We start from the raw sequence: 18,949 nt of genomic DNA, 5'->3' as shown, positions 1-18,949 counted from the left end.
CAGCTAAAGGAGTCGAATGACGTGAAAGCCAAGATTACGGTGCTTGCCGGTGACGGTGTCGGTCGAGAGATTGTTCCGGAAGCGGTCAAAGTGCTGAAGGTCATCGCGGAAAAATTCGGCCATACGTTCGAATTCGTCTATGGCGATGTGGGAGGGCAGGCGATCGACAAGGTCGGAGTGCCGCTGCCGCAGAACACCTTGACCATGGCCAAACAGAGCGATGCCGTTCTGTTGGGTGCCGTGGGAGGCCCCAAATGGGAAGGGCTCGAATACAGCCTACGCCCTGAACGCGCGCTGCTCGGGCTTCGCGAGCAGCTCGGACTCTTTGCTAACCTTCGACCGGCCAAACTGTATGACGTTCTGGCCGATGCGTCGACCCTTAGGAAGGATGTGATCCAGGGAATCGATATCTTGGTGATCCGCGAGTTGACCGGCGGGATCTACTTCGGCAAACCGAAAGGGATAGAGGTGCTGCCCCACGGCGGCGAACGCGGGGTGAATACGGAAGTCTATACGACGGAAGAGATTCGTCGCATTGCGAAGGTGGCGTTCGAGGCGGCTCGCAGACGGCGCAAGAAGGTCACCTCCGTGGACAAGGCCAACGTCTTGGAGTCTTCAGAACTCTGGCGACGAGTGGTAATCGAGGTGCAGAAAGACTTTCCCGACGTGGAGCTCAATCACATCTATGTCGACAACGCCGCGATGCAGCTGGTTCGAAATCCGAGACAGTTCGACGTGATGCTCTGCAACAACATGTTCGGAGACATTCTCAGCGACGAAGCGGCCATGCTGACCGGATCCATCGGCATGTTGCCGTCGGCGAGCATTGGAGCGCAGGTCGGCCTGTTCGAGCCCATTCACGGTAGTGCTCCCGACATTGCCGGGAAGAACGTCGCCAATCCCATCGCGACCATCGCGTCGGCGGCCATGCTGCTCTCGTATGCGTTCAAGCTGGATCAGGAGGCTCAGGCGATCGAAGGTGCCATCGTGAAGACGTTGGATCTCGGTTATCGCACGAAGGACATTCACGGCGCCGGTGCTCGGTTGGTCGGAACGACCGACATGGGCGAGGCCATCGTTCGAAATCTCAAATAATTCGAGACAGCCCGATGCGCAGAGAAATGAATCGGAAAACCGGCGTCATCAAGACGGTTGCCGGGATGGGGGACGGAGCCATGTCCGGGGACGGCGGGCCAGCGGTGGCGGCCTGCCTCAACGAACCCAAGTCGCTGACCTACGATGGCCACGGCAATCTGATCATTGCAGATTCCGAGAACCATGTCGTCCGAAAGGTCGATCGGCGGCACGGCACCATCTCGACGGTCGCAGGCTGCACTATCCCTGCACAGTGTCATGAAGACGCGGTCCAGTCCGCTGGCGAAGCACGCATGGCGGATGAGGATCCCTTGGCCGATCAGACCTCCGGGCCTCACACATTCGCGCACCAGACCGATTTGAGCGGGACGGTTCGGTACGTCATCAATGGCGGAGGACCGTCGGTGCGATTCGGCGGGGACGGGGGACCGGCTATCAAGGGATTGCTGAATTTCCCCACGGCCGTCGCCGTCGATGCGGCGGGACATCTGTATATCGCCGATACTATGAACCATCGCATTCGGCGAGTCGACCGCGAGTCCGGCAGAATCAGCACGATCGCAGGGGTGGGACAGCCTCGATTCAGCGGAGACGGCGGGCCGGCGCTCTCGGCTGGCCTGAATGAACCGAGCGCGCTGGCCATAACCTCATCCTCGATCTTGTTCGTGGCGGATCAGAATAATAATCGGGTAAGAGCGATAGACCTGCGGACAGGTCTGATCCGGACGGTCGCCGGAACCGGCGCGGCGGCGTACAATGGGGATGGAATTCCCGCCATCGAGGCGGCATTGGCAGGTCCCAGCGGTCTCGCCGTCGGAGTGGACGGCACCCTGTTTATCGCCGACACCTTCAATGGCAGAGTTCGCTCCATCGATCCCGGCACCGGTGTGATTCAGACTGTCGTCGGAGACGGTGGGACCTATCGCTATCAGGGTCCCACGGAGCCCGCTTCCACAAGTTTGGCCAGGCCTTATGGGATCGCTCTGGACGCCGAAGGCAATCTCTTGATCTCGGATTCGGACAACCATCTTATCCGGCGGTGGGACCGGATGACAGGTCGCCTGGATCGTGTCGCGGGAGTGGGGGTGGCGGCCTACGGTGGCGACGGGGGATCGGCGCTCGACGCGAGCCTGAATTATCCGTTCGGGATTGCCGTGGCTGCAGACGGAAGACTGTTCATCGCCGACACCTTTAACCATCGGATTCGTGAAATCGTCCTGTAACCGACGGAGTGCACGGTGAAGAAGAAATCGAAGTACATCCTGGGCATTCTCGGTGCGACGGGGGCTGTGGGAAAGGAAACGCTGGAGATTCTGGAGGAACGAAAGCTCCCGCTGGAATCCTTACGGCTGTTTGCGTCCAAGCGATCGGCCGGCGAGGTCTTGTCGTGCCAAGGGCGAGAATGGAAAGTGGAGGAACTGACTCCGGATACCTCTTTCGCCGGCATGGATATCGCCCTGATTTCCGCGACGGATGCCATCAGCCGCGAGTACGGTGCCCGGTTAAGCGGGGCCGGCGTTCTGGTTATCGACGACAGCGGAGTGTTTCGCATGGAAGACGATGTCCCGCTCGTGGTGCCGGAAGTGAATCGGCACGCGTTGCGGTCGATGCCGCGCCGAATCGTGTCGATCCCGAACTGTACGACCACCCCGTTGGTCATGGCGTTGAAGCCGCTGCAGGAGGCGGCCGGAATCAAACGGGTCGTGGTCACGACATTTCAGTCCGTTTCTGGGACGGGGGCTGCGGCAATGGATGAACTGATGGAGCAGACCAGAAACCTCATGGCTTTTCGTGAGACCAAGGCAGCGGTGTATCCCTATCAGATCGCCTTCAATTTGTTGCCGCATATCGGATCATTCAACGAGAGTGGTGACTGTTCCGAGGAGATCAAGATCATGCGGGAGACGAGGAAAATCCTGGATGCTCCCGCGCTCCGTCTCACGGCCACGACTGTGCGCGTGCCGGTGCTGCGATGCCATTCAGAGGCCGTCAATGTGGAGCTGGAACGTCCGCTCAAGCCCCACGACGCGAGGGCCGCGTTGGCGGAAATGCCCGGGGTGCTGGTGTATGATGATCCATCTAGAAAGCTCTATCCGATGCCGCTGGATGCCACCGGAAAAGACGATGTATTCATCGGTCGGATCAGGGAAGACGAGTCGACCGCCAATGGGTTGAATCTCTGGGTGGTCTCCGACAACCTACGGAAGGGGGCCGCTCTCAATGCCGTGCAGATTGTCGAGTGTTTGATGGAACTCTGATGGCCGAATGGGCAAACCTCGGGAAAGTGCTGCTTGGGGCCGGCGCGCTCATCGCGTTGACGGGGGTGCTCTTGCTGCTCTCCGACCGCGTGCCCGGCCTCGGCAGCGTTCTTGGCCTGTTCGGACGCCTGCCGGGGGATATCTCCTTCAAGCGAGACAATTTCAGTCTCTATATCCCGCTCGGCACCAGCCTTGTGCTCAGTATCCTCCTAAGTTTGGTATTCTATTTCCTGTCATGGATGCTTCGCCGTTGATCCCGATACGCCGATGGACTGTGGCGATCGTGCTCGGGATCGCGCTGACCCTCGATACGACGTCGCTGCAGGCCGCGCAATCCTTGCGCGTCCTCCTTGCGACCGATGTGGTAAAGCTCGACGTCCAGTCGAGTAGCCCCGTCTGGGTGTCCGATTCCACTCGCCGCGGGAGGGCAGTCCGGCCGGTCATTCGAATCGTACCGTCCGGAAAGGGGCTTGTCGTCAATGGCGTCCGGATGATGCGCGAGCAATTGACCTTGCAAGGGGAGCAGGGGTTGACCCTCACCTTTGTCACATCGGACGGAGCTGCGGGCACGACGGAGCGGGGGGTGATCAAGACGGCGACGATCCAGCGTGTCACGGTTCCAGTGAGCGGCCTTGTGCACGTCATTCGACGAGGCGGGGGCGCCTTGGTGATCAATCAGGTCGATTTGGAGGAATATGTCAAAGGTGTCGTTCCGGCGGAGGTGAACTCGTCCTGGCATCCGGAAATGCTCAAGGCGCAGGCGGTGGCGGCCAGGACCTACGCACTGTACCAGCAGATGCTTAGTGCGAGCCGTGACTACGATGTCGTGGCAAGCGTGCAGGACCAGGTCTATCGTGGGAAGCAGGGTATCGATGGGGCGGTAGTGAAGGCAGTCGAAGAGACGAGAGGGTTGGTACTCACGTACCAGGGGGCGCCGATTTACGCGGCTTTTTCCTCAACGGCTGCCGGCCTGACCGAAGATGCGGTCAATGTTTGGTCCAAGGACTATCCCTATCTCAAGGGAGTCGAATGTCCCTTTGACCTGGCCTCTCCCTATTACCAATGGACGGCTTCGTTTCGGAGAGAACTGCTCGAGCAGAATCTTCGCCAACAGGGATTCCCGATCGGGACCATCACCGCGCTGACTCCGTCGTCGTTCAGCCGGGGTGGACGGGTCGCCACCTTGCGTGTCGTCCATACGGAAGGGGAACTCATATTACGGGGCGAAGAGTTGCGCAAGGCCGTCGGGTACATGGTGGTCCCGAGCACGCAATTTACGGTCGAGTCCGTGGAGTCGGAGATCGTCCTGTCCGGCTATGGAGCAGGTCATGCGGTCGGGATGTGTCAATGGGGCGCCAAAGAGTTGGCCGAGTTGGGCTATCCCTTCTCCACCATCCTGAGCTATTACTATCCCGATACGCAATTGCAGGACATGGCGTTGACGAAAGCGCCGATTCTTCCCTCCTCCTGATGCAGATATCAGAGTTCGATTTTCCTTTTGATCCAACGCTCGTTGCGTCCGAACCCATCCTTCCGCGGGATCAGGCTAGGCTATTGGTCTTGCCTCCGAGCCATCATTCGCCTCAGTCGATGATGCACCGCCGAATCGCGGATCTCCCTCAACTCCTGGCTCCCGGTGATGTGATCGTCGTCAATGACACCAAAGTGATGCCGGTTCGTCTTTCCGGCCGAAAGCAGCCGACCGGGAAAGCCGTCGACATCCTGTTCGTCCGGGAAGTTGCGGAGCGTCTATGGGAGGTCTTGATCAAAGGCCGGCTTCGGCCTGGTCAGAGAATCGACTTGGGGTCCGACGGCGGCGTTGTGGTTCAATCGCGGGACAACGTTCGGACCGTGGTCCGTGTCGATTGCCCGATGTCGCCGCGCGAATTCTTCGAACGCCGGGGCGTGATGCCGCTCCCACCGTACATCAATCGGCAACCCGACGACATGGATCGCGAGTGGTATCAAACCGTGTTCGCCCAGGAGGAAGGAGCGATTGCGGCACCGACTGCCGGGCTTCACTTTACGCGGGAGCTGTTGGCCCGACTCAATCAGGCGGGGGTGGGAGTCGCGAGGATTACACTGCACATCAGCATCGGGACGTTCAAGCCCGTCACGGCCGACCATGTCGAGGACCATCGGATGGGTTCCGAATGGTTCGAGGTCGGACCGGAGACGGTCCAGGCCATCGAACATGCCAAGGAGAGAGGCGGAAGGGTCGTGGCGGTGGGCACGACCGTCGTGCGCGCGTTGGAAACGGCGGCCTCTCGGCAAGGCCGATTGCGTCCTGATCGCGGAGAAACAAGCCTCTTCATCACCCCCGGATTTTCCTTTCGAGTCGTTGATGCTCTAATGACCAACTTCCATCTCCCCAAGACAACGCTGCTCATGTTGGTGTCGGCCTTTGCCGGGACCTCATTGCTGCGCCAAGCCTATGAGGAGGCCGTCCGAGAGCGATACCGGTTCTACAGCTACGGAGATGCCATGCTGATACTGAAACCTTGACGGTTTCAGCCTCTGGTGTCGCCGTCCGGTCACGGTCGTGTCTGGTCAGACTCTTCACAATCTACAGAGATCAGGATGAAATGCGAATTCCCGTCAGCCATCGGCGTCCAAGTCGACGAGGAAGAACGGTTCGTCACGATGGGACTGTGTCCAAATATCCGAGGGATCGCCGTTATAGCAGTTCGCGATGAATCGTAATGGGGATGGTGGCCTTCAAGGATTGCGTGTACGCCGCCAGCGCGCGCTGCTGCTTTTGAAACAACACGTCCTGAACGGCGCGATCCTTTGCCGCCGCCGCCTTGGCGGGGTCGGACTCGGGTTGCCTGATCGTGAGCGCCTGCGCTTCGGCCAGCTCGGCGGGTGTGAGGGTGACCGCTTCGCTGATCATCATTCTCGCCCGATTGCCGAGGAGTTCCTTAGCTTCGACGGCCTCGAAAAGCGAAGGCGTCAGGTGATTGGCTGCCAGAAGGCGTTGATAGAGGTCAGGGTCGAAGACCCCGTTCTTCTGAAACTCCGGAATCTGCATGATCGCGTCACGCAGATCCGCGTCGCTCACAGTCAACCCCATGTTCTTAGCCGCCACGAGCCAGACTCGATTGTCGATCAGTTGCTCAACCACAACCTGCTTAATGGTCTCGTCTTTGAACTCACCTGGCAGCTTGTCCTTGTAAAATCGGTACGAATTCTCATAGGCTCGCCTGAACTCGTCATGGGATACCGTGAGATCTCCGACCGCCGCCACGACCGAGCCTCGCTGTTCTCCGAACCCCCACCACCCCATCGTGATCACAAAGGCGATGGCCAGAATTCCCATGATTGACTTGAGCAACCACGGATGGTTGTGGGAGGCCTCTCTCATCAACTTGATCATGTCGGTTCCTGCTGAATCTTACAGAGACGGATTGTACAGAGCCGTTTCTGCGATGGCAAGTACGGAGATCATGGGTCTGGTCGGAAAACATTCAGCGACCTGAGAGACAGACGATCCGTCGATTCGCGAAAGGAGGTTTATGCTTTCGTTTGTGCTAGGTAGCCGGATTTGTTATACTTTGCCACGAATTGTAGGGAGATTTCTTGGTCGCCGAGTCTCATGAGGTTCATCTCTTCGGTTTCAACGCCGGGATGTATCCGAAAGCGCAGGTCCTCAATCGGTTCATTGCCAAGTTGATCGACCTATTCATTGTGGCAGGCGCGGCAAGCCTGATCGATCCCGTCGGGTTCCTTGCGGGACTGGCGTATGTCTTGGTAGGAGATGGGTTTGCCGGCGGCCGCAGCATCGGCAAGCGGCTCATCGGTCTCCAAACGATCCTTCCCGATACACGTGTGACGGCAGGATTCAGGGAATCGATTATTCGCAATGTGCCTTTTGCAGTTGCCCAGATGGCGTTTATGGTCCCGTACGTAGGATGGATCCTCTCGGCCGGAATCGTCGCATTTGAGGCCGTTCTCATCATCGGGAATGAACAGGGTCGACGCATCGGTGACGAATTGGCAGGTACGCAGGTGTTGGACGTCGGACGTTTCGCACTGCCGGATTAAGGCATCGGGTCCGGCGGTCGGCCCGCAAGTTTGAAAGGGAGAATCCTCGTGGGTCTTGCGAGCGACATATTCGGATGGTTCTCGAACGATCTGGCGATCGACCTCGGGACGGCGACGACCCTCGTCTACGTGCACGGCAAGGGCATCGTGTTGAACGAGCCGTCGGTCGTGGCCGTCGAGAAGAAGACGGAGAAAGTGCTGGCGGTCGGCGCTGATGCCAAGAAGATGCTCGGTCGGACGCCAGGGAATATCGTGGCGGTGCGCCCCATGAAGGAAGGTGTGATCGCCGATTTCGAAATGGCGGAGCAGATGCTGAAGCGGTTCATCCAAAAGGCGCACAACCGCAGCGCCTTTGTTCGCCCCCGTATCATTATCGGGGTACCGTCGAGAATCACCCAAGTGGAGCAACGCGCGGTGCGGGATTCGGCAGAATTGGCCGGTGCACGGGAGGTTTACCTGATCGAAGAGCCGGTCGCGGCTGCGATTGGAGCGGGACTTCCGATCACGGAGCCGTCGGGGAATATGGTTGTCGACATCGGCGGCGGCACGACGGACATCGCGGTCATCTCATTGGGCGGAATCGTCTATAGTGAGTCGGTCAAAGTCGCCGGCGATCGCATGGATGATGCGATCATGAACTACATCAAGAAGAAGTATAATCTCCTGATCGGCGAACATATGGCGGAACGGATCAAGTTCGAGATCGGATCCGCTTATCCGTTTGAAGAACGCAAGACCATGATGATTAAGGGGCGTGATCTGATCTCCGGTATTCCGCGCACATTGGTCGTGGACGATGCCGAAATCAGGGAAGCCCTGCAGGAACCAATCGGAACGATCGTCAATGCGATCAAAGTCGCTTTGGAGAACACCCCGCCGGAACTGGCCGGTGATATCATCGATCGCGGCATCGTGCTGACCGGGGGCGGCTCCTTGCTGAAGGGCATGGATACGCGATTCCGGGAAGAAACGAATTTGCCGATCATTACCGTGGACGACCCCCTCACCTCCGTCGTGTTGGGGGTGGGGAAGATCCTCGATGAGCTTGATCTGCTGGCAAAAGTTGCGGTCATGTCCCAGGCGAATACCTTCCGATAAAGGTTCCATCCCTAATGTGGATGGCCACATTGCGTGCCCCCTATAATGCTCGACGTTTTGCGCTAGGAGGCTTCGCCCTGCTGCTCCTGGTGCTGTTCCTCTTCCCCTCACAAAGCCAGGGTGTGCTCCAATACCTCGACGGTCCCGTCGGGCAGGTCGTCCGTATTCCGCTAGAAGTGGTGGTATCGATTGATCAGGGCATTTCAGGGGTTTGGCACCGCTATATCGCTCTTCAGGGCGTTCAGACAGAAAATGAACAGCTGCGACAGGATATCGAGTGGTTGAAGGGACAGAACACCCAGTTGCGGGAGGCCGCAGCGGCGACGGAGCGATTGACGGCGCTCCTGCACTTCAAGGAACAAGCGTTGCCCACCTTGGTCGCCGCGCAAGTGATCGGGAGAGACGCAACGAGTTGGTATCGCTCGGTGATTCTCAATAAGGGCGAAAGCGACGGGATCAAACCCGATATGGGGGTGATCACTCCCGCTGGCGTCGTCGGGCGGGTCGTGAAGACGAACAGCGCGACATCGGTCGTATTGCTGGTGACGGATCCCAACAACGCCATCGCCGGGTTGATTCAGCGGACGCGGGATGAGGGCATCGTCGAGGGAACCCAACAGGGCCTGGCCAAGCTCAAGTATATCCCGATGCTTTCAAGCGTTCGAAGCGGCGATCGTGTGATCACTTCGGGCCTTGTCGGCGGTTTCCCAAGAGGTCTCGCTCTCGGCACCATCAGTAGGATCGACAAGGAGGAAGGCGCTCTGTTTCAGTCGGCCGAGCTGACCCCGGAAGTGGATGTCGGCAGGCTCGAAGAAGTGCTGGTGATCCAAGCTCCGTACGGCGTATCGGTGCAAAGGCAAGGGAATGACAGGAATGCCCCGGTAGGCAAGCCGTGAAGCTCCTCATGTACAGTATCGTCATTCTGTTGCTGGTGCCCCTGCAGACCACGCTGCTTCCGCATGTGAGCATTTGGGGGCTCACGCCGGACGTCGGACTGGCTGTGGCGGCGCTGATAGGGCTCTTTGCCGGTGAACTGGAGGGGCTCGTCGTCGGGCTGGTCATCGGGTGGATTTTGAACATGTATTCCGCCGGTGACCTTTGGGTCGGTCTCGTCACCAAGGGCGGAGTCGGACTGTTGGCGGGTTTATTGGGGCAACACATAGCGCATGTGACTCCGACGGTCGTGTCGGTGGGGCTCCTCATCTTCTCTGCCGTCGGCGGAACGATGGTGGTTTTAACCATGAAGAGTGCCATCGGGACCGATATTTGGTGGATGGTCCAGTCCATGGTGCTTCCGCAAGCCTGTTTGGATGCGGTGGTCGGAGCGGGGCTCTTCTACGTGGCGAACCAGCGGCTGGCCGGCGACCGCATGTTGCTGTCTGACCGATTGTAGATGGCGGATTGATTCGACAGGCTATGGCGATCTCTGGAGCGTTCGATTCTGATTTGGGCGAGTTGCAGCGGCGTCTGGTGCTCCTTCGCATCGGCCTGCTCCTCGTCGTGGCGCTGCTGGCGTTGCGGTTGTGGCATTTGCAGATCCGTGAAGGCCCCTATTACCGTGATCTCTCCGAGAACAACCGCACCCGTTCGGTGATTCTGGAACCGGCTCGCGGTCTGATCTACGATCGCAACGGCGTGCTGTTGGCCAATAACGTGCCGAGCTTCAGCCTCTATGTGTCCCTGGAGGACGTCAAAGATCGCGAAGCGCTGATCGACCAACTCACGCAACTGATCGGTCTGGATCCGGCCCTTGTCAGAAAAAAACTCGCCGGGCGCGGTGCGAAACAGCTGCCGAGAAAGATCAAGGATCGCCTGACGCTGAAAGAGGCGACAGTCATCGAATCCCATCGACTGGACCTTCCCGGTGTCATGATTCAAGTGGAGTCTCAGCGCAACTATCCGAGCGGCACGGCGGCCGCGCACGTGCTAGGCTATGTCGGCGAGGTATCGGCCGAACAGCTGGAGAAGCCAGAATTTTCCGAACTTCACCAAGGTAGCATCGTCGGCCAGTACGGCGTGGAAAAATACTTTGACCGGATCATGCGGGGGCTGGCGGGCCAGAAGAGCGTCGAGGTGGATGCGCTGGGTCATGAGAAGCGGACGGTCGTGGTCGATCAACCGAAGGCCGGCGATGATCTCTATCTGACGATCGATGCCAGATTGCAGAAAATCGCTGAAGAGCTACTGGGACTGGAATCCGGTGCGATCGTCGCACTCGATCCGACCACCGGGGATATTCTTGCCATGGCCAGCCGCCCGGCGTTCGATCCCAACGTCCTGTCGAGAGAGCTCACGGCCAAACAATGGGTGGAAATCGTTCAGGATGAGGGGAGGCCGCTGAACAACCGAGCATCTCAGGGTCAGTATCCCCCGGGATCAACGTTCAAGGTGATGATGGCCGCGGCGGCTTTAGAGACCAACACGGTCACTCCTTCCAGTACGGTCCATTGCAACGGCGGGTATCAGTTTGGCCGGCGCCTGTACCATGACTGGAAGGCCGGAGGACACGGTTCGGTCGATCTGCATCAGGCGCTCGTCCATTCGTGCGACGTGTACTTCTACACGGTCGGCCAGCGCATGGGGATTGATACGATCGCCGCCTACGGGCACCAGTTCGGCCTCGGCGAAGAAACCGGCGTGGATTTGCCTTCCGAGCGAGTGGGGATCATGCCGTCGACGGCATGGAAGCAAAAAGCCAAGAATGAGGCCTGGTTGCCCGGTGAGACCATCTCCGCCTCGATCGGGCAGGGGTATGTCACGGTGACGCCGCTTCAGATGGCCAGTTTGATCGGTACGCTGGCCAACGGCGGCGTGGCCTATCGTCCACGGTTGGTCCAAGGAATCATGAGTCGAGATACCGGCCATCTGGAGGAACTGCCGCCGATCGAGAAGCATCGCTTGAAGGTCAAGCAGGAGCATCTGAAGTTGATCAGGGAGGCGTTGGCGGATGTCGTGACCGAGGGCACGGCCACAAGGGCCAAATCTTCCATCGTGACTATTGCGGGGAAGACGGGGACGGCCCAGACGTCTGCGCTGCGAACCGGTCCGGAGAAGGATATCCCCAAGAAGCTTAGAGACCATGCCTGGTTTGTGGCGTTTGCTCCCGTCGAATCGCCGAAAATCGCCGTGGCCGTCCTGGCCGAAAACATGGGGCATGGGGGAGCTGCCGCGGCTCCGCTGGCCAAAGAAGTCATTGAATCTTTTGTCAGGCTGACGCAACATGCACCCGCAGCCGGACATGTGATGACTCATAAGGCTCACACCGGGAGTTCGGAGTTCTGATGATCGATCGAGTTCTGGAAAGCCGCCAGTTCGACAATTTTGACTTGCGGTTTCTCGGATTGATCTTCTTGATTCTCGGGATCGGCGTGCTTTCGATATACAGCGTCACGCATGACCAGGGCGGGATCATGCCCTTCTTTGCGAAGCAGTTGGTATGGATCCTCCTTGGCAGCGTGGCGTTTCTTGTCATGCAGATTTGGGACTATCATCGCATCGCCCGGTGGGCCTATCCGGCGTATGTGGTGATTCTCTTGCTGCTGGCCTTCGTCCTGTTCGAGGGGAAAACCAGTCGGGGAGCCCAACGGTGGATTCCTGTCGGTCCCTTTGCATTTCAACCTTCTGAATTCGCCAAATTGGTTCTGGTCTTGGTGCTCGCGCATTACTATTCAAAGGCTCCCCGTGTAGGTTGGCTGCAACGGGTGGTGGTGCCGGGGTTGTTGATGCTTCCCGGCCTCTTGCTGATTTTGAAACAGCCGGACCTCGGCAGCGGGTTGAGCTTTCTCGCCGTCTATGCCGCCATGTTGTTAATGGTGGGGATGCGCTCTCAAGCCATGGGGTTGATCCTCCTGTTTTCGCTGATGTTGTTTCCTTTCGCCTGGGAAATGATGTGGGGGTCCTTGCATGATTACCAACGTCAGCGCATTATGGCGTTCGTTGACCCGGACTATGATCCGGCCGGAAAAGGCTACCATGCGCTGCAATCACGGATCGCCATCGGAGCGGGGGAACTGACGGGAAAGGGGCTGTACGGGGGAACGCAGAGTCAGTTGAAATTTCTGCCAGAAGGACACACGGATTTCGTCTTTTCGGTATTTGCAGAAGAATGGGGGTTTGTAGGGGTGCTCGTGTTGCTCCTCCTGTTCGTGGCGTTGATCTGGCTGTCGCTGGAAATCGCCGCAAGGGCGAAGGATGAGCTTGGGGCGCTTTTGGCAGTCGGCGTGGTATGCATGCTGTGTTTTTGCGTCGTGGTGAACATCGGAATGACCGCCGGCATGTTTCCCATCGTCGGAATTCCGCTTCCGCTCATGAGCTACGGCGGCAGCGCGACCGTCATGACGATGGCATCGCTAGGACTGCTATTGAATGTGAAGCGGCGTCGATTGGGTTTGTTTTACTGAGCGGGCAGCGACCTGGATCGAATCCGGCGGGCTGGAATCGCGCTCGAGGGTCATTCATCATGTGTCGTCCATCGGCTCGACAGTCACCCGATGAAGGGGTGGACCTGGGGGTCCCGCGTCCGCACCTCTCGCCTGGTCGATGGAAGCATCGAATGGAAGGAGTTAGGCATGGGATTGGAAATCGCAATCACCGTCGCCCGTGAGGAAACGCGTGTGGCGGTGTTGGACAACGGAGTGGTGACGGACCTATTTGGAGACCGCGCCAAACATAAAGATTTCGTGGGGAATATCTATAAGGGGAAGGTGGCCAAGGTCCTTCCCGGTATGCAAGCCGCGTTCGTCGATATCGGGCTCGAGAAGGCGGCGTTCATGCATGTCTCGGATCTGTCCATGGATGCCGAACCGGGGGATACCCTTGTCGATGCAGACGAGGATGAAAAAGGCGGGGACGATTTGCGGCCTCGACGGGAAAGCTCGAAGCCTATCGAGCAGCTCTTGAGCGAAGGACAGGATCTGATGGTGCAGATCTCTAAAGGGCCGATCGGCACCAAGGGGCCGCGTGTCACGAGCTATGTATCGTTGCCGGGCCGCTACCTCGTGTTCATGCCGAACGTGGAGCATATCGGTGTATCACGGCGCATTCCGCGAGACGAAGAACGCGCACGGTTGAAGGAGATCATGAAGCGCCTCCGCCACCCGGGTTGCGGGTACATCGTCAGGACGGTCAGTGAAGGAGTGAAGGAGGAAGAACTGCGGTCGGATGTCGACTTCCTGCATGTGCTCTGGCAAGACATCCACGAAAAGCGCGATCAGCAGCCGGCGCCGGCGCTGTTGCACACGGATCTCAGCCTGAGTTTCCGCGTCGTGCGAGACCTGTTCGGCAAGAAGGTGGATAGGTTGTGGATCGATTCGCGCGAAGAGTATGAAGCGGTGCGGGACTTCGTCCAGCGCTTCTCTCCTGAACAGACCTCGCGTATTCATTTCTACGATAAAGATGAGAGTTTATTCGATCATCTCGGAGTCGAACAAGAAATGGCCCGCGCCCTCAGCCGGAAGGTCTGGCTCAAGTCTGGCGGATATCTGGTCATCGACCATACCGAGGCGATGACCGTCATTGATGTGAATACCGGGCGCTTCGTCGGGAAACGAGATCAAGAGGAAACGATCTTGCGCAACAATCTGGAAGCAGCCAAAGAGGTCGCCTATCAAGTCAAGTTGCGCGGGATCGGCGGAATTATCATCGTCGATTTCATCGACATGGAGCGGGAGAAGAACCGGGACAAGGTGTATCATGCCCTGGTCGATGCCATGGCGTCGGATAAGGCGCGAACGAGAATCTCCCGCATTTCGGATCTGGGGTTGATCGAGATTTCACGCGAACGGGTTCGTGAAGATCTTCTGCGTTCTCTTTCGGAACCCTGTCGTTATTGCGACGGCCGCGGCTACACGAAGTCTCCGACGACCATCGCCTATGAGATTTTCCGTGAGATCAGACGGATCGGGAGCGAGGCGGAGCAACAGCGTATCGTGGTCGGGGCGCATCCTTCGGTCGCGGGTCTGCTGCAGGACGAAGAACGACAGGGGCTCGAAGCATTGGAGCGCGAGTGCATGGCCAAGATCCTGGTCATGTCCGACGAGCAACTGCATTTGGAGCAGTACGATCTGGCCGTGTTCTGAGCGCCCGACGGCGCAGTAGCTAAATCGAGCGGAGTCTGCTCCCAATCTCTTGACAGCCGATCTCTATGCAATCGCGTCACCCGACGGACCAGTCTCTTCTTGCGCCCTGGTTACGCCTGAGAGCTATTGATGGGTTGGGAGATGCGACCATTCTGTCGCTGCTGCAGATCTGGGCGACACCGGAGGCCGTGCTGAAGGCGGATTTCCACGAACTGATCGAACGAGGCTGCAGTCGCCGCTTGGCCGCCGCAATTACCAAGGGACCTTCTGAGAAGGCGTGCCGCCTGGTCGACCGAGAACTCTCGGTGCTGCGGCAGTCGATGTATACGGTCCATACGATCCTCGATGCATCATATCCCGCGCGGTTGCGGATGATCCCTGATCCTCCGCCGTTGTTGTATGTCTCGGGAGCGTTGTTGGAGGCGGATGCTTTTGCGGTGGCGGTTGTGGGCGCTCGCCGAGCGACGGCTGGTGGGTGTCTGTTGACGGAGGAATTGGCCAGAGACTTGGCGGAAGCGGGCGTCTCCGTCGTCAGCGGATTGGCTCGGGGGATCGATGCGGCTGCTCATCAAGGCGCCCTCTCGGGCGGAGGCCGAACCATTGCCGTGCTCGGTTGCGGTATCGACCGGACTTATCCGTCTGAGCATGCACGGTTGCGTCGTCAGATCGAAGAGCAGGGGGCGGTGGTGACCGAGGTGCCGATCAACACGGCTCCGGAACCGCACAATTTTCCTAAACGAAATCGCATCATCAGCGGGTTGTCGCTCGGCGTGGTGGTGACGGAGGCCGCCTTGGAAAGCGGATCGTTGATTACCGCCCGGTTGGCGTGCGAGCAGGGCAGAGAGGTGTTTGCCGTTCCTGGTTCGGTCAAGTCGGACACCTGTCGTGGAACAAACGCGCTGATCAAACAGGGTGCTGCCTTGGTCGAGTGTGCAGACGACGTTGTCCAAGCACTGACGCCGCAACTTGAGGAACCGATGCGCCGGAAAGTGCGCCGATCACGACTCGATCCCACGACTCCTGAGCGTTTGGATGAGCAGGAAAGGCTGGTCTACGAGGCGCTGTCACATGAACCCAGGACCGTGGATGAGGTGGCCGAAATCATTCATGCGCCGGTGTCCATTGTGACGGCGACGCTCTTGTCTTTGGAGCTCAATCGACAGGCTCGGCAGCTGGGCGGGCAGCGCTTCGTCCGCACGTAAGCAGGCTTTCATTCCTGAGATGAGTTGCATCGCGAGAAGAATTTTGGTACGGATGATACGGTAACCGGGTATTCATCCAGCGGAGCATCCATGGCGAAATCTCTCATCATCGTCGAATCTCCGACGAAGGCCAGGACGATCACGAAGTATTTGGGGCGCGGATATACCGTCGTCGCCTCGGTGGGTCATGTCAAGGATCTCCCTACCAGCAAGCTTGGTGTGGATCTGGAGCACGATTTTGCTCCGCAGTATGTCACGATCAAAGGAAAATCGAAGGTGCTCGCTGAGATCAAGAAGAAAGCCGAAGAGGCCGACAAGGTCTTTCTGGCTCCTGACCCTGATCGCGAAGGGGAAGCGATCGCCTGGCACCTTGCAGAAGAACTGAACGGCAAATCGAAAAAGAAGAAGGACGGCAAAGTCTTTCGTGTCCTCTTCAACGAGATTACGGAGTCCGCCATTAAGCGGGCGCTGCAATCGCCAGGACAGATCGACATGAAACTTGTCAATGCCCAGCAGGCTCGGAGGGTCTTGGATCGAATCGTCGGATACCAGGGCAGTCAGCTGTTGTGGAACAAGGTGCGCCGGGGACTGTCCATGGGACGGGTGCAGTCGGTCGCCGTTCGGTTGATATGCGAGCGCGAGGCGGAGCGAGAGGCGTTTCGCGCGGAAGAGTACTGGTCGATTACCGCGCTGCTGGCCGGAACGGTACCCCCTCCGTTCGAAGCCCGCCTGCACAGCATCAACGGGGAAGAAGCGTCGATCGCCACCGCGGAGCAGGCGCAGAAGGTGGTTGCGGCACTCCAAGGAAGGGCCTTTACGGTCACCTCCGTCGAGCGGAAGGAAAAAAGGCGCAACCCAGTCGCTCCCTTCATTACCAGTCGGCTGCAGCAGGAAGCGGCCAGAAAACTGCGCTTTACCCCTAAGAAGACCATGACTCTTGCCCAGCAGCTGTATGAGGGTATTGAGATCGGGACGGAAGGGGCAACGGGCCTCATCACCTATATGAGGACGGATTCACCGAGAATCTCCCAAGAGGCCATGACGGATGCTCGACAGGTCATCTTGGAGCGATTCGGTCAGGAATATCTCCCGGGAACGCCCAACGTGTACAAGACGCAGAAAGCGGCTCAGGAGGCCCACGAAGCGATCAGACCCACGTCGGCGGGCCGCGATCCCGAGTCAATCAAACAGTATCTCGAAGAGGACCAGTATCATCTCTACAAGTTGATCTGGAACCGGTTCATCGCTTCTCAGATGGTGCCGGCCATTCTCGACGTGACGCGTGTGGAGTCTTCCCCGCAGGATACGCCGGATCGGTATCTGTTCCGCTCGAACGGCACGGTGGTGAAATTTCCGGGTCACACCATCGTCTACATGGAGGGCGTCGACAAGGAGTTGGCCCTGCAAAAGCCCAAGCAAGACGAAGACAGCGACGAAGGGACCGAGCGCCAGCTGCCGGTCCTCGTTGAAGGTGAGCGTCTCCGGCTGGTCGAACAGGCGGAGCAGACGATCGCGGGCGTTACGTCCAGACAGCACTTTACTCAGCCGCCGCCTCGCTACAATGAAGCTCTGCTCATCAAGGAATTAGAAGAAAAGGGGATCGGAAGACCCTCCACTTATGCGGCCATCATCTCCACCATTCAAGACCGGAAGTACGTCGAGAAAATCGAAGGTAGGTTTGTTCCGACGGAAACCGGCCGCACGGTCAACGACTTTTTGATGAAAGGGTTTCCCGACATCGTCAATGTCGATTTCACGTCTCAGCTCGAAGAGGAACTCGACGAGGTTGAAGAAGGGAACAAGCCTTGGATCGATGCGGTTCGGGACTTCTACAATCCCTTTACAGCTGATTTGGAAAAGGCCAAGTCGATTCCCGGTCCAAAAGATACGGTCGAGCCTCCCACCAATATTCCCTGCGACAGATGCGGAAGAATGATGGAGATCAAGTGGGGTCGAAACGGCAAGTTCCTCGCGTGCCCCGGTTATAAAGAGGATCCACCCTGCAAGAATACTCAGAACTTTGAGAGACTCCCCGACGGAACAATCAAGATCGTCCCCAAGCAGGATCTCACGACCGACCAAGTTTGCGACAAGTGTGGGAGTCCGATGGTCGTGAAGACGGGACGATTCGGCAAGTTCATCGCCTGTTCAGCCTATCCCGCCTGCAAGACGACGAAGCCTCTGGCGCTGGGTGTGAAATGTCCTCAGCCCGGATGCGGAGGCGACTTGGTCCAGAAGCGCACCCGCAAAGGACGCTCGTTCTACGCATGCAGCCGCTATCCTCAATGCGAATTTGCTCTATGGGATCGTCCTGTCAACAAAGCGTGCCCCACCTGCAGCGCGCCATTCCTGGTCGAAAAGATCAGTAAACAGGACGGAAGAAGCGTGCAGTGCCGCAATGAAGATTGCGGTTATCGCGAAGCCGGATAACCTCGCTATCCCCGTCTCCTCTTGCGCATCAATCCGCCTGCGATCTTTGCTCTGATCCAGCCGTTTCGTACGTTCATCCCGCATAATCGCGCGTGCTCGCGGTGTGAAATTGAGAGGCGAAGTCATCGAAGATGAGAAGTCTAATCAGAATTACGTAAATCAAATCTTGACGAGCTGTGTGAGAGCCGAGATAATATGTGCAGGAATGGTTAGGTCATCGCGCATTCGCGTTGATTTTCTGATGAAGGGAGGGGCATAAGATGAAAGCAAAAGATGGGGTGATCAATCTGTTGAACAAGATTCTCACCGCTGATCTGACTGCCATCAATCAGTACTTCGTTCACGCCAAAATGTGTGCGAACTGGGGATATGAGCGGTTGCATCATAAAGTTCGAGAGCGGAGCATCGATGAAATGAAGGATGCGGACGAACTCATCGGACACATCTTGTACCTGGAGGGAGTGCCGAACGTGCAACGCATGAACACCGTGCATGTCGGCGAGACGGTGCCGGAGCAGTTCAAGCTCGACCTCAAGGCGGAACAAGAAATGTTGTCGCTGTTAAGCGAGGGGGTCGTCCATTGCACGAAGGTGACCGATTTCACCACTCGCCACATGCTGGAAGATATGGCCAAAGACGTCGATGCCCATATCGACTGGATTGAGACGCAGATGGAAACGATCGAGCAGATCGGCATTGAGAACTATCTGGCTGAACAAATCAAGAAAGAGAGCTGAGAGAAGCC

At 58.1% G+C, this 18,949-nt stretch carries 17 protein-coding genes; 16 read left to right on the top strand and 1 reads right to left on the bottom strand.

Annotation, left to right across the window (positions count from 1 at the left end; all coding sequences use genetic code 11):
- Nucleotides 1-21 precede the first annotated feature (21 nt).
- Genes leuB through queA form a run of 6 tightly spaced genes read left to right on the top strand, consistent with a single transcriptional unit; the run spans nt 22 to nt 5,858 of the window.
- A complete protein-coding gene (gene leuB / locus P0111_13715) occupies nt 22-1,095 on the top strand; it encodes a 3-isopropylmalate dehydrogenase (GenBank protein MDF0645083.1) in 1,074 nt (357 codons plus the stop codon).
- A 26-nt stretch (nt 1,096-1,121) separates the two neighbouring features.
- Nucleotides 1,122-2,318, top strand: a complete 1,197-nt coding sequence (locus P0111_13710; GenBank protein MDF0645082.1) for a hypothetical protein — start codon at nt 1,122-1,124, stop codon at nt 2,316-2,318.
- Nucleotides 2,319-2,333: 15 nt separating this feature from the next.
- Nucleotides 2,334-3,353, top strand: coding sequence for an aspartate-semialdehyde dehydrogenase (locus P0111_13705; GenBank protein ID MDF0645081.1), 1,020 nt, complete (start codon nt 2,334-2,336; stop codon nt 3,351-3,353).
- On the top strand, nt 3,353-3,607 hold the full coding sequence (locus tag P0111_13700; GenBank protein MDF0645080.1) for a DUF2905 domain-containing protein: 255 nt from the start codon (nt 3,353-3,355) through the stop codon (nt 3,605-3,607). The genes P0111_13705 and P0111_13700 overlap by 1 nt, the downstream gene beginning before the upstream one ends.
- The gene (locus tag P0111_13695) at nt 3,604-4,824 is read left to right on the top strand and encodes a SpoIID/LytB domain-containing protein (GenBank protein MDF0645079.1); all 1,221 of its coding nucleotides are present in this window, start codon (nt 3,604-3,606) and stop codon (nt 4,822-4,824) included. Before P0111_13700 ends, P0111_13695 begins: the two co-directional genes overlap by 4 nt.
- Nucleotides 4,824-5,858 carry a tRNA preQ1(34) S-adenosylmethionine ribosyltransferase-isomerase QueA gene (gene queA, locus P0111_13690; GenBank protein MDF0645078.1) on the top strand — a complete coding sequence of 345 codons (1,035 nt, stop codon included), beginning with the start codon at nt 4,824-4,826 and terminating at the stop codon, nt 5,856-5,858. The genes P0111_13695 and queA overlap by 1 nt, the downstream gene beginning before the upstream one ends.
- Nucleotides 5,859-6,030: 172 nt before the next feature.
- Here the strand turns inward: queA and P0111_13685 are convergent, their stop codons facing one another.
- Nucleotides 6,031-6,729, bottom strand: coding sequence for a SurA N-terminal domain-containing protein (locus P0111_13685; GenBank protein MDF0645077.1), 699 nt, complete (start codon nt 6,727-6,729; stop codon nt 6,031-6,033).
- 203 nt (nt 6,730-6,932) lie between these two features.
- Between P0111_13685 and P0111_13680 the strand changes: the two genes are divergently transcribed.
- The 10 genes from P0111_13680 (at nt 6,933) to bfr (ending at nt 18,941) form a co-directional block, all read left to right on the top strand.
- Nucleotides 6,933-7,397, top strand: coding sequence for a hypothetical protein (locus P0111_13680; protein MDF0645076.1), 465 nt, complete (start codon nt 6,933-6,935; stop codon nt 7,395-7,397).
- A gap of 48 nt (nt 7,398-7,445) precedes the next feature.
- Complete coding sequence (locus P0111_13675) at nt 7,446-8,495, top strand: rod shape-determining protein (GenBank protein MDF0645075.1); 1,050 nt, start codon at nt 7,446-7,448, stop codon at nt 8,493-8,495.
- A gap of 14 nt (nt 8,496-8,509) precedes the next feature.
- Complete coding sequence (gene mreC / locus P0111_13670) at nt 8,510-9,391, top strand: rod shape-determining protein MreC (GenBank protein MDF0645074.1); 882 nt, start codon at nt 8,510-8,512, stop codon at nt 9,389-9,391.
- 8 nt (nt 9,392-9,399) lie between these two features.
- Nucleotides 9,400-9,888: a hypothetical protein gene (locus P0111_13665; protein ID MDF0645073.1), complete on the top strand. Its 489-nt coding sequence runs from the start codon at nt 9,400-9,402 to the stop codon at nt 9,886-9,888.
- A 23-nt stretch (nt 9,889-9,911) separates the two neighbouring features.
- The gene (gene mrdA, locus P0111_13660; protein ID MDF0645072.1) at nt 9,912-11,777 is read left to right on the top strand and encodes a penicillin-binding protein 2; all 1,866 of its coding nucleotides are present in this window, start codon (nt 9,912-9,914) and stop codon (nt 11,775-11,777) included.
- Nucleotides 11,777-12,895, top strand: a complete 1,119-nt coding sequence (rodA, locus tag P0111_13655) for a rod shape-determining protein RodA (protein MDF0645071.1) — start codon at nt 11,777-11,779, stop codon at nt 12,893-12,895. The genes mrdA and rodA overlap by 1 nt, the downstream gene beginning before the upstream one ends.
- Nucleotides 12,896-13,063: 168 nt before the next feature.
- Nucleotides 13,064-14,572, top strand: a complete 1,509-nt coding sequence (locus P0111_13650; GenBank protein ID MDF0645070.1) for an Rne/Rng family ribonuclease — start codon at nt 13,064-13,066, stop codon at nt 14,570-14,572.
- 65 nt (nt 14,573-14,637) lie between these two features.
- Nucleotides 14,638-15,774: a DNA-processing protein DprA gene (dprA, locus tag P0111_13645; GenBank protein MDF0645069.1), complete on the top strand. Its 1,137-nt coding sequence runs from the start codon at nt 14,638-14,640 to the stop codon at nt 15,772-15,774.
- Between the two features lie 90 nt (nt 15,775-15,864).
- Nucleotides 15,865-18,204 carry a type I DNA topoisomerase gene (gene topA, locus P0111_13640; protein ID MDF0645068.1) on the top strand — a complete coding sequence of 780 codons (2,340 nt, stop codon included), beginning with the start codon at nt 15,865-15,867 and terminating at the stop codon, nt 18,202-18,204.
- A gap of 260 nt (nt 18,205-18,464) precedes the next feature.
- Nucleotides 18,465-18,941, top strand: a complete 477-nt coding sequence (gene bfr / locus P0111_13635; GenBank protein ID MDF0645067.1) for a bacterioferritin — start codon at nt 18,465-18,467, stop codon at nt 18,939-18,941.
- Nucleotides 18,942-18,949: the final 8 nt, after the last annotated feature.

The sequence above is a fragment of the Nitrospira sp. genome, from assembly GCA_029194535.1.
In the GTDB taxonomy this organism is placed as follows: domain Bacteria; phylum Nitrospirota; class Nitrospiria; order Nitrospirales; family Nitrospiraceae; genus Nitrospira_C.
This window is presented reverse-complemented; position numbering and strand designations above follow the sequence as displayed.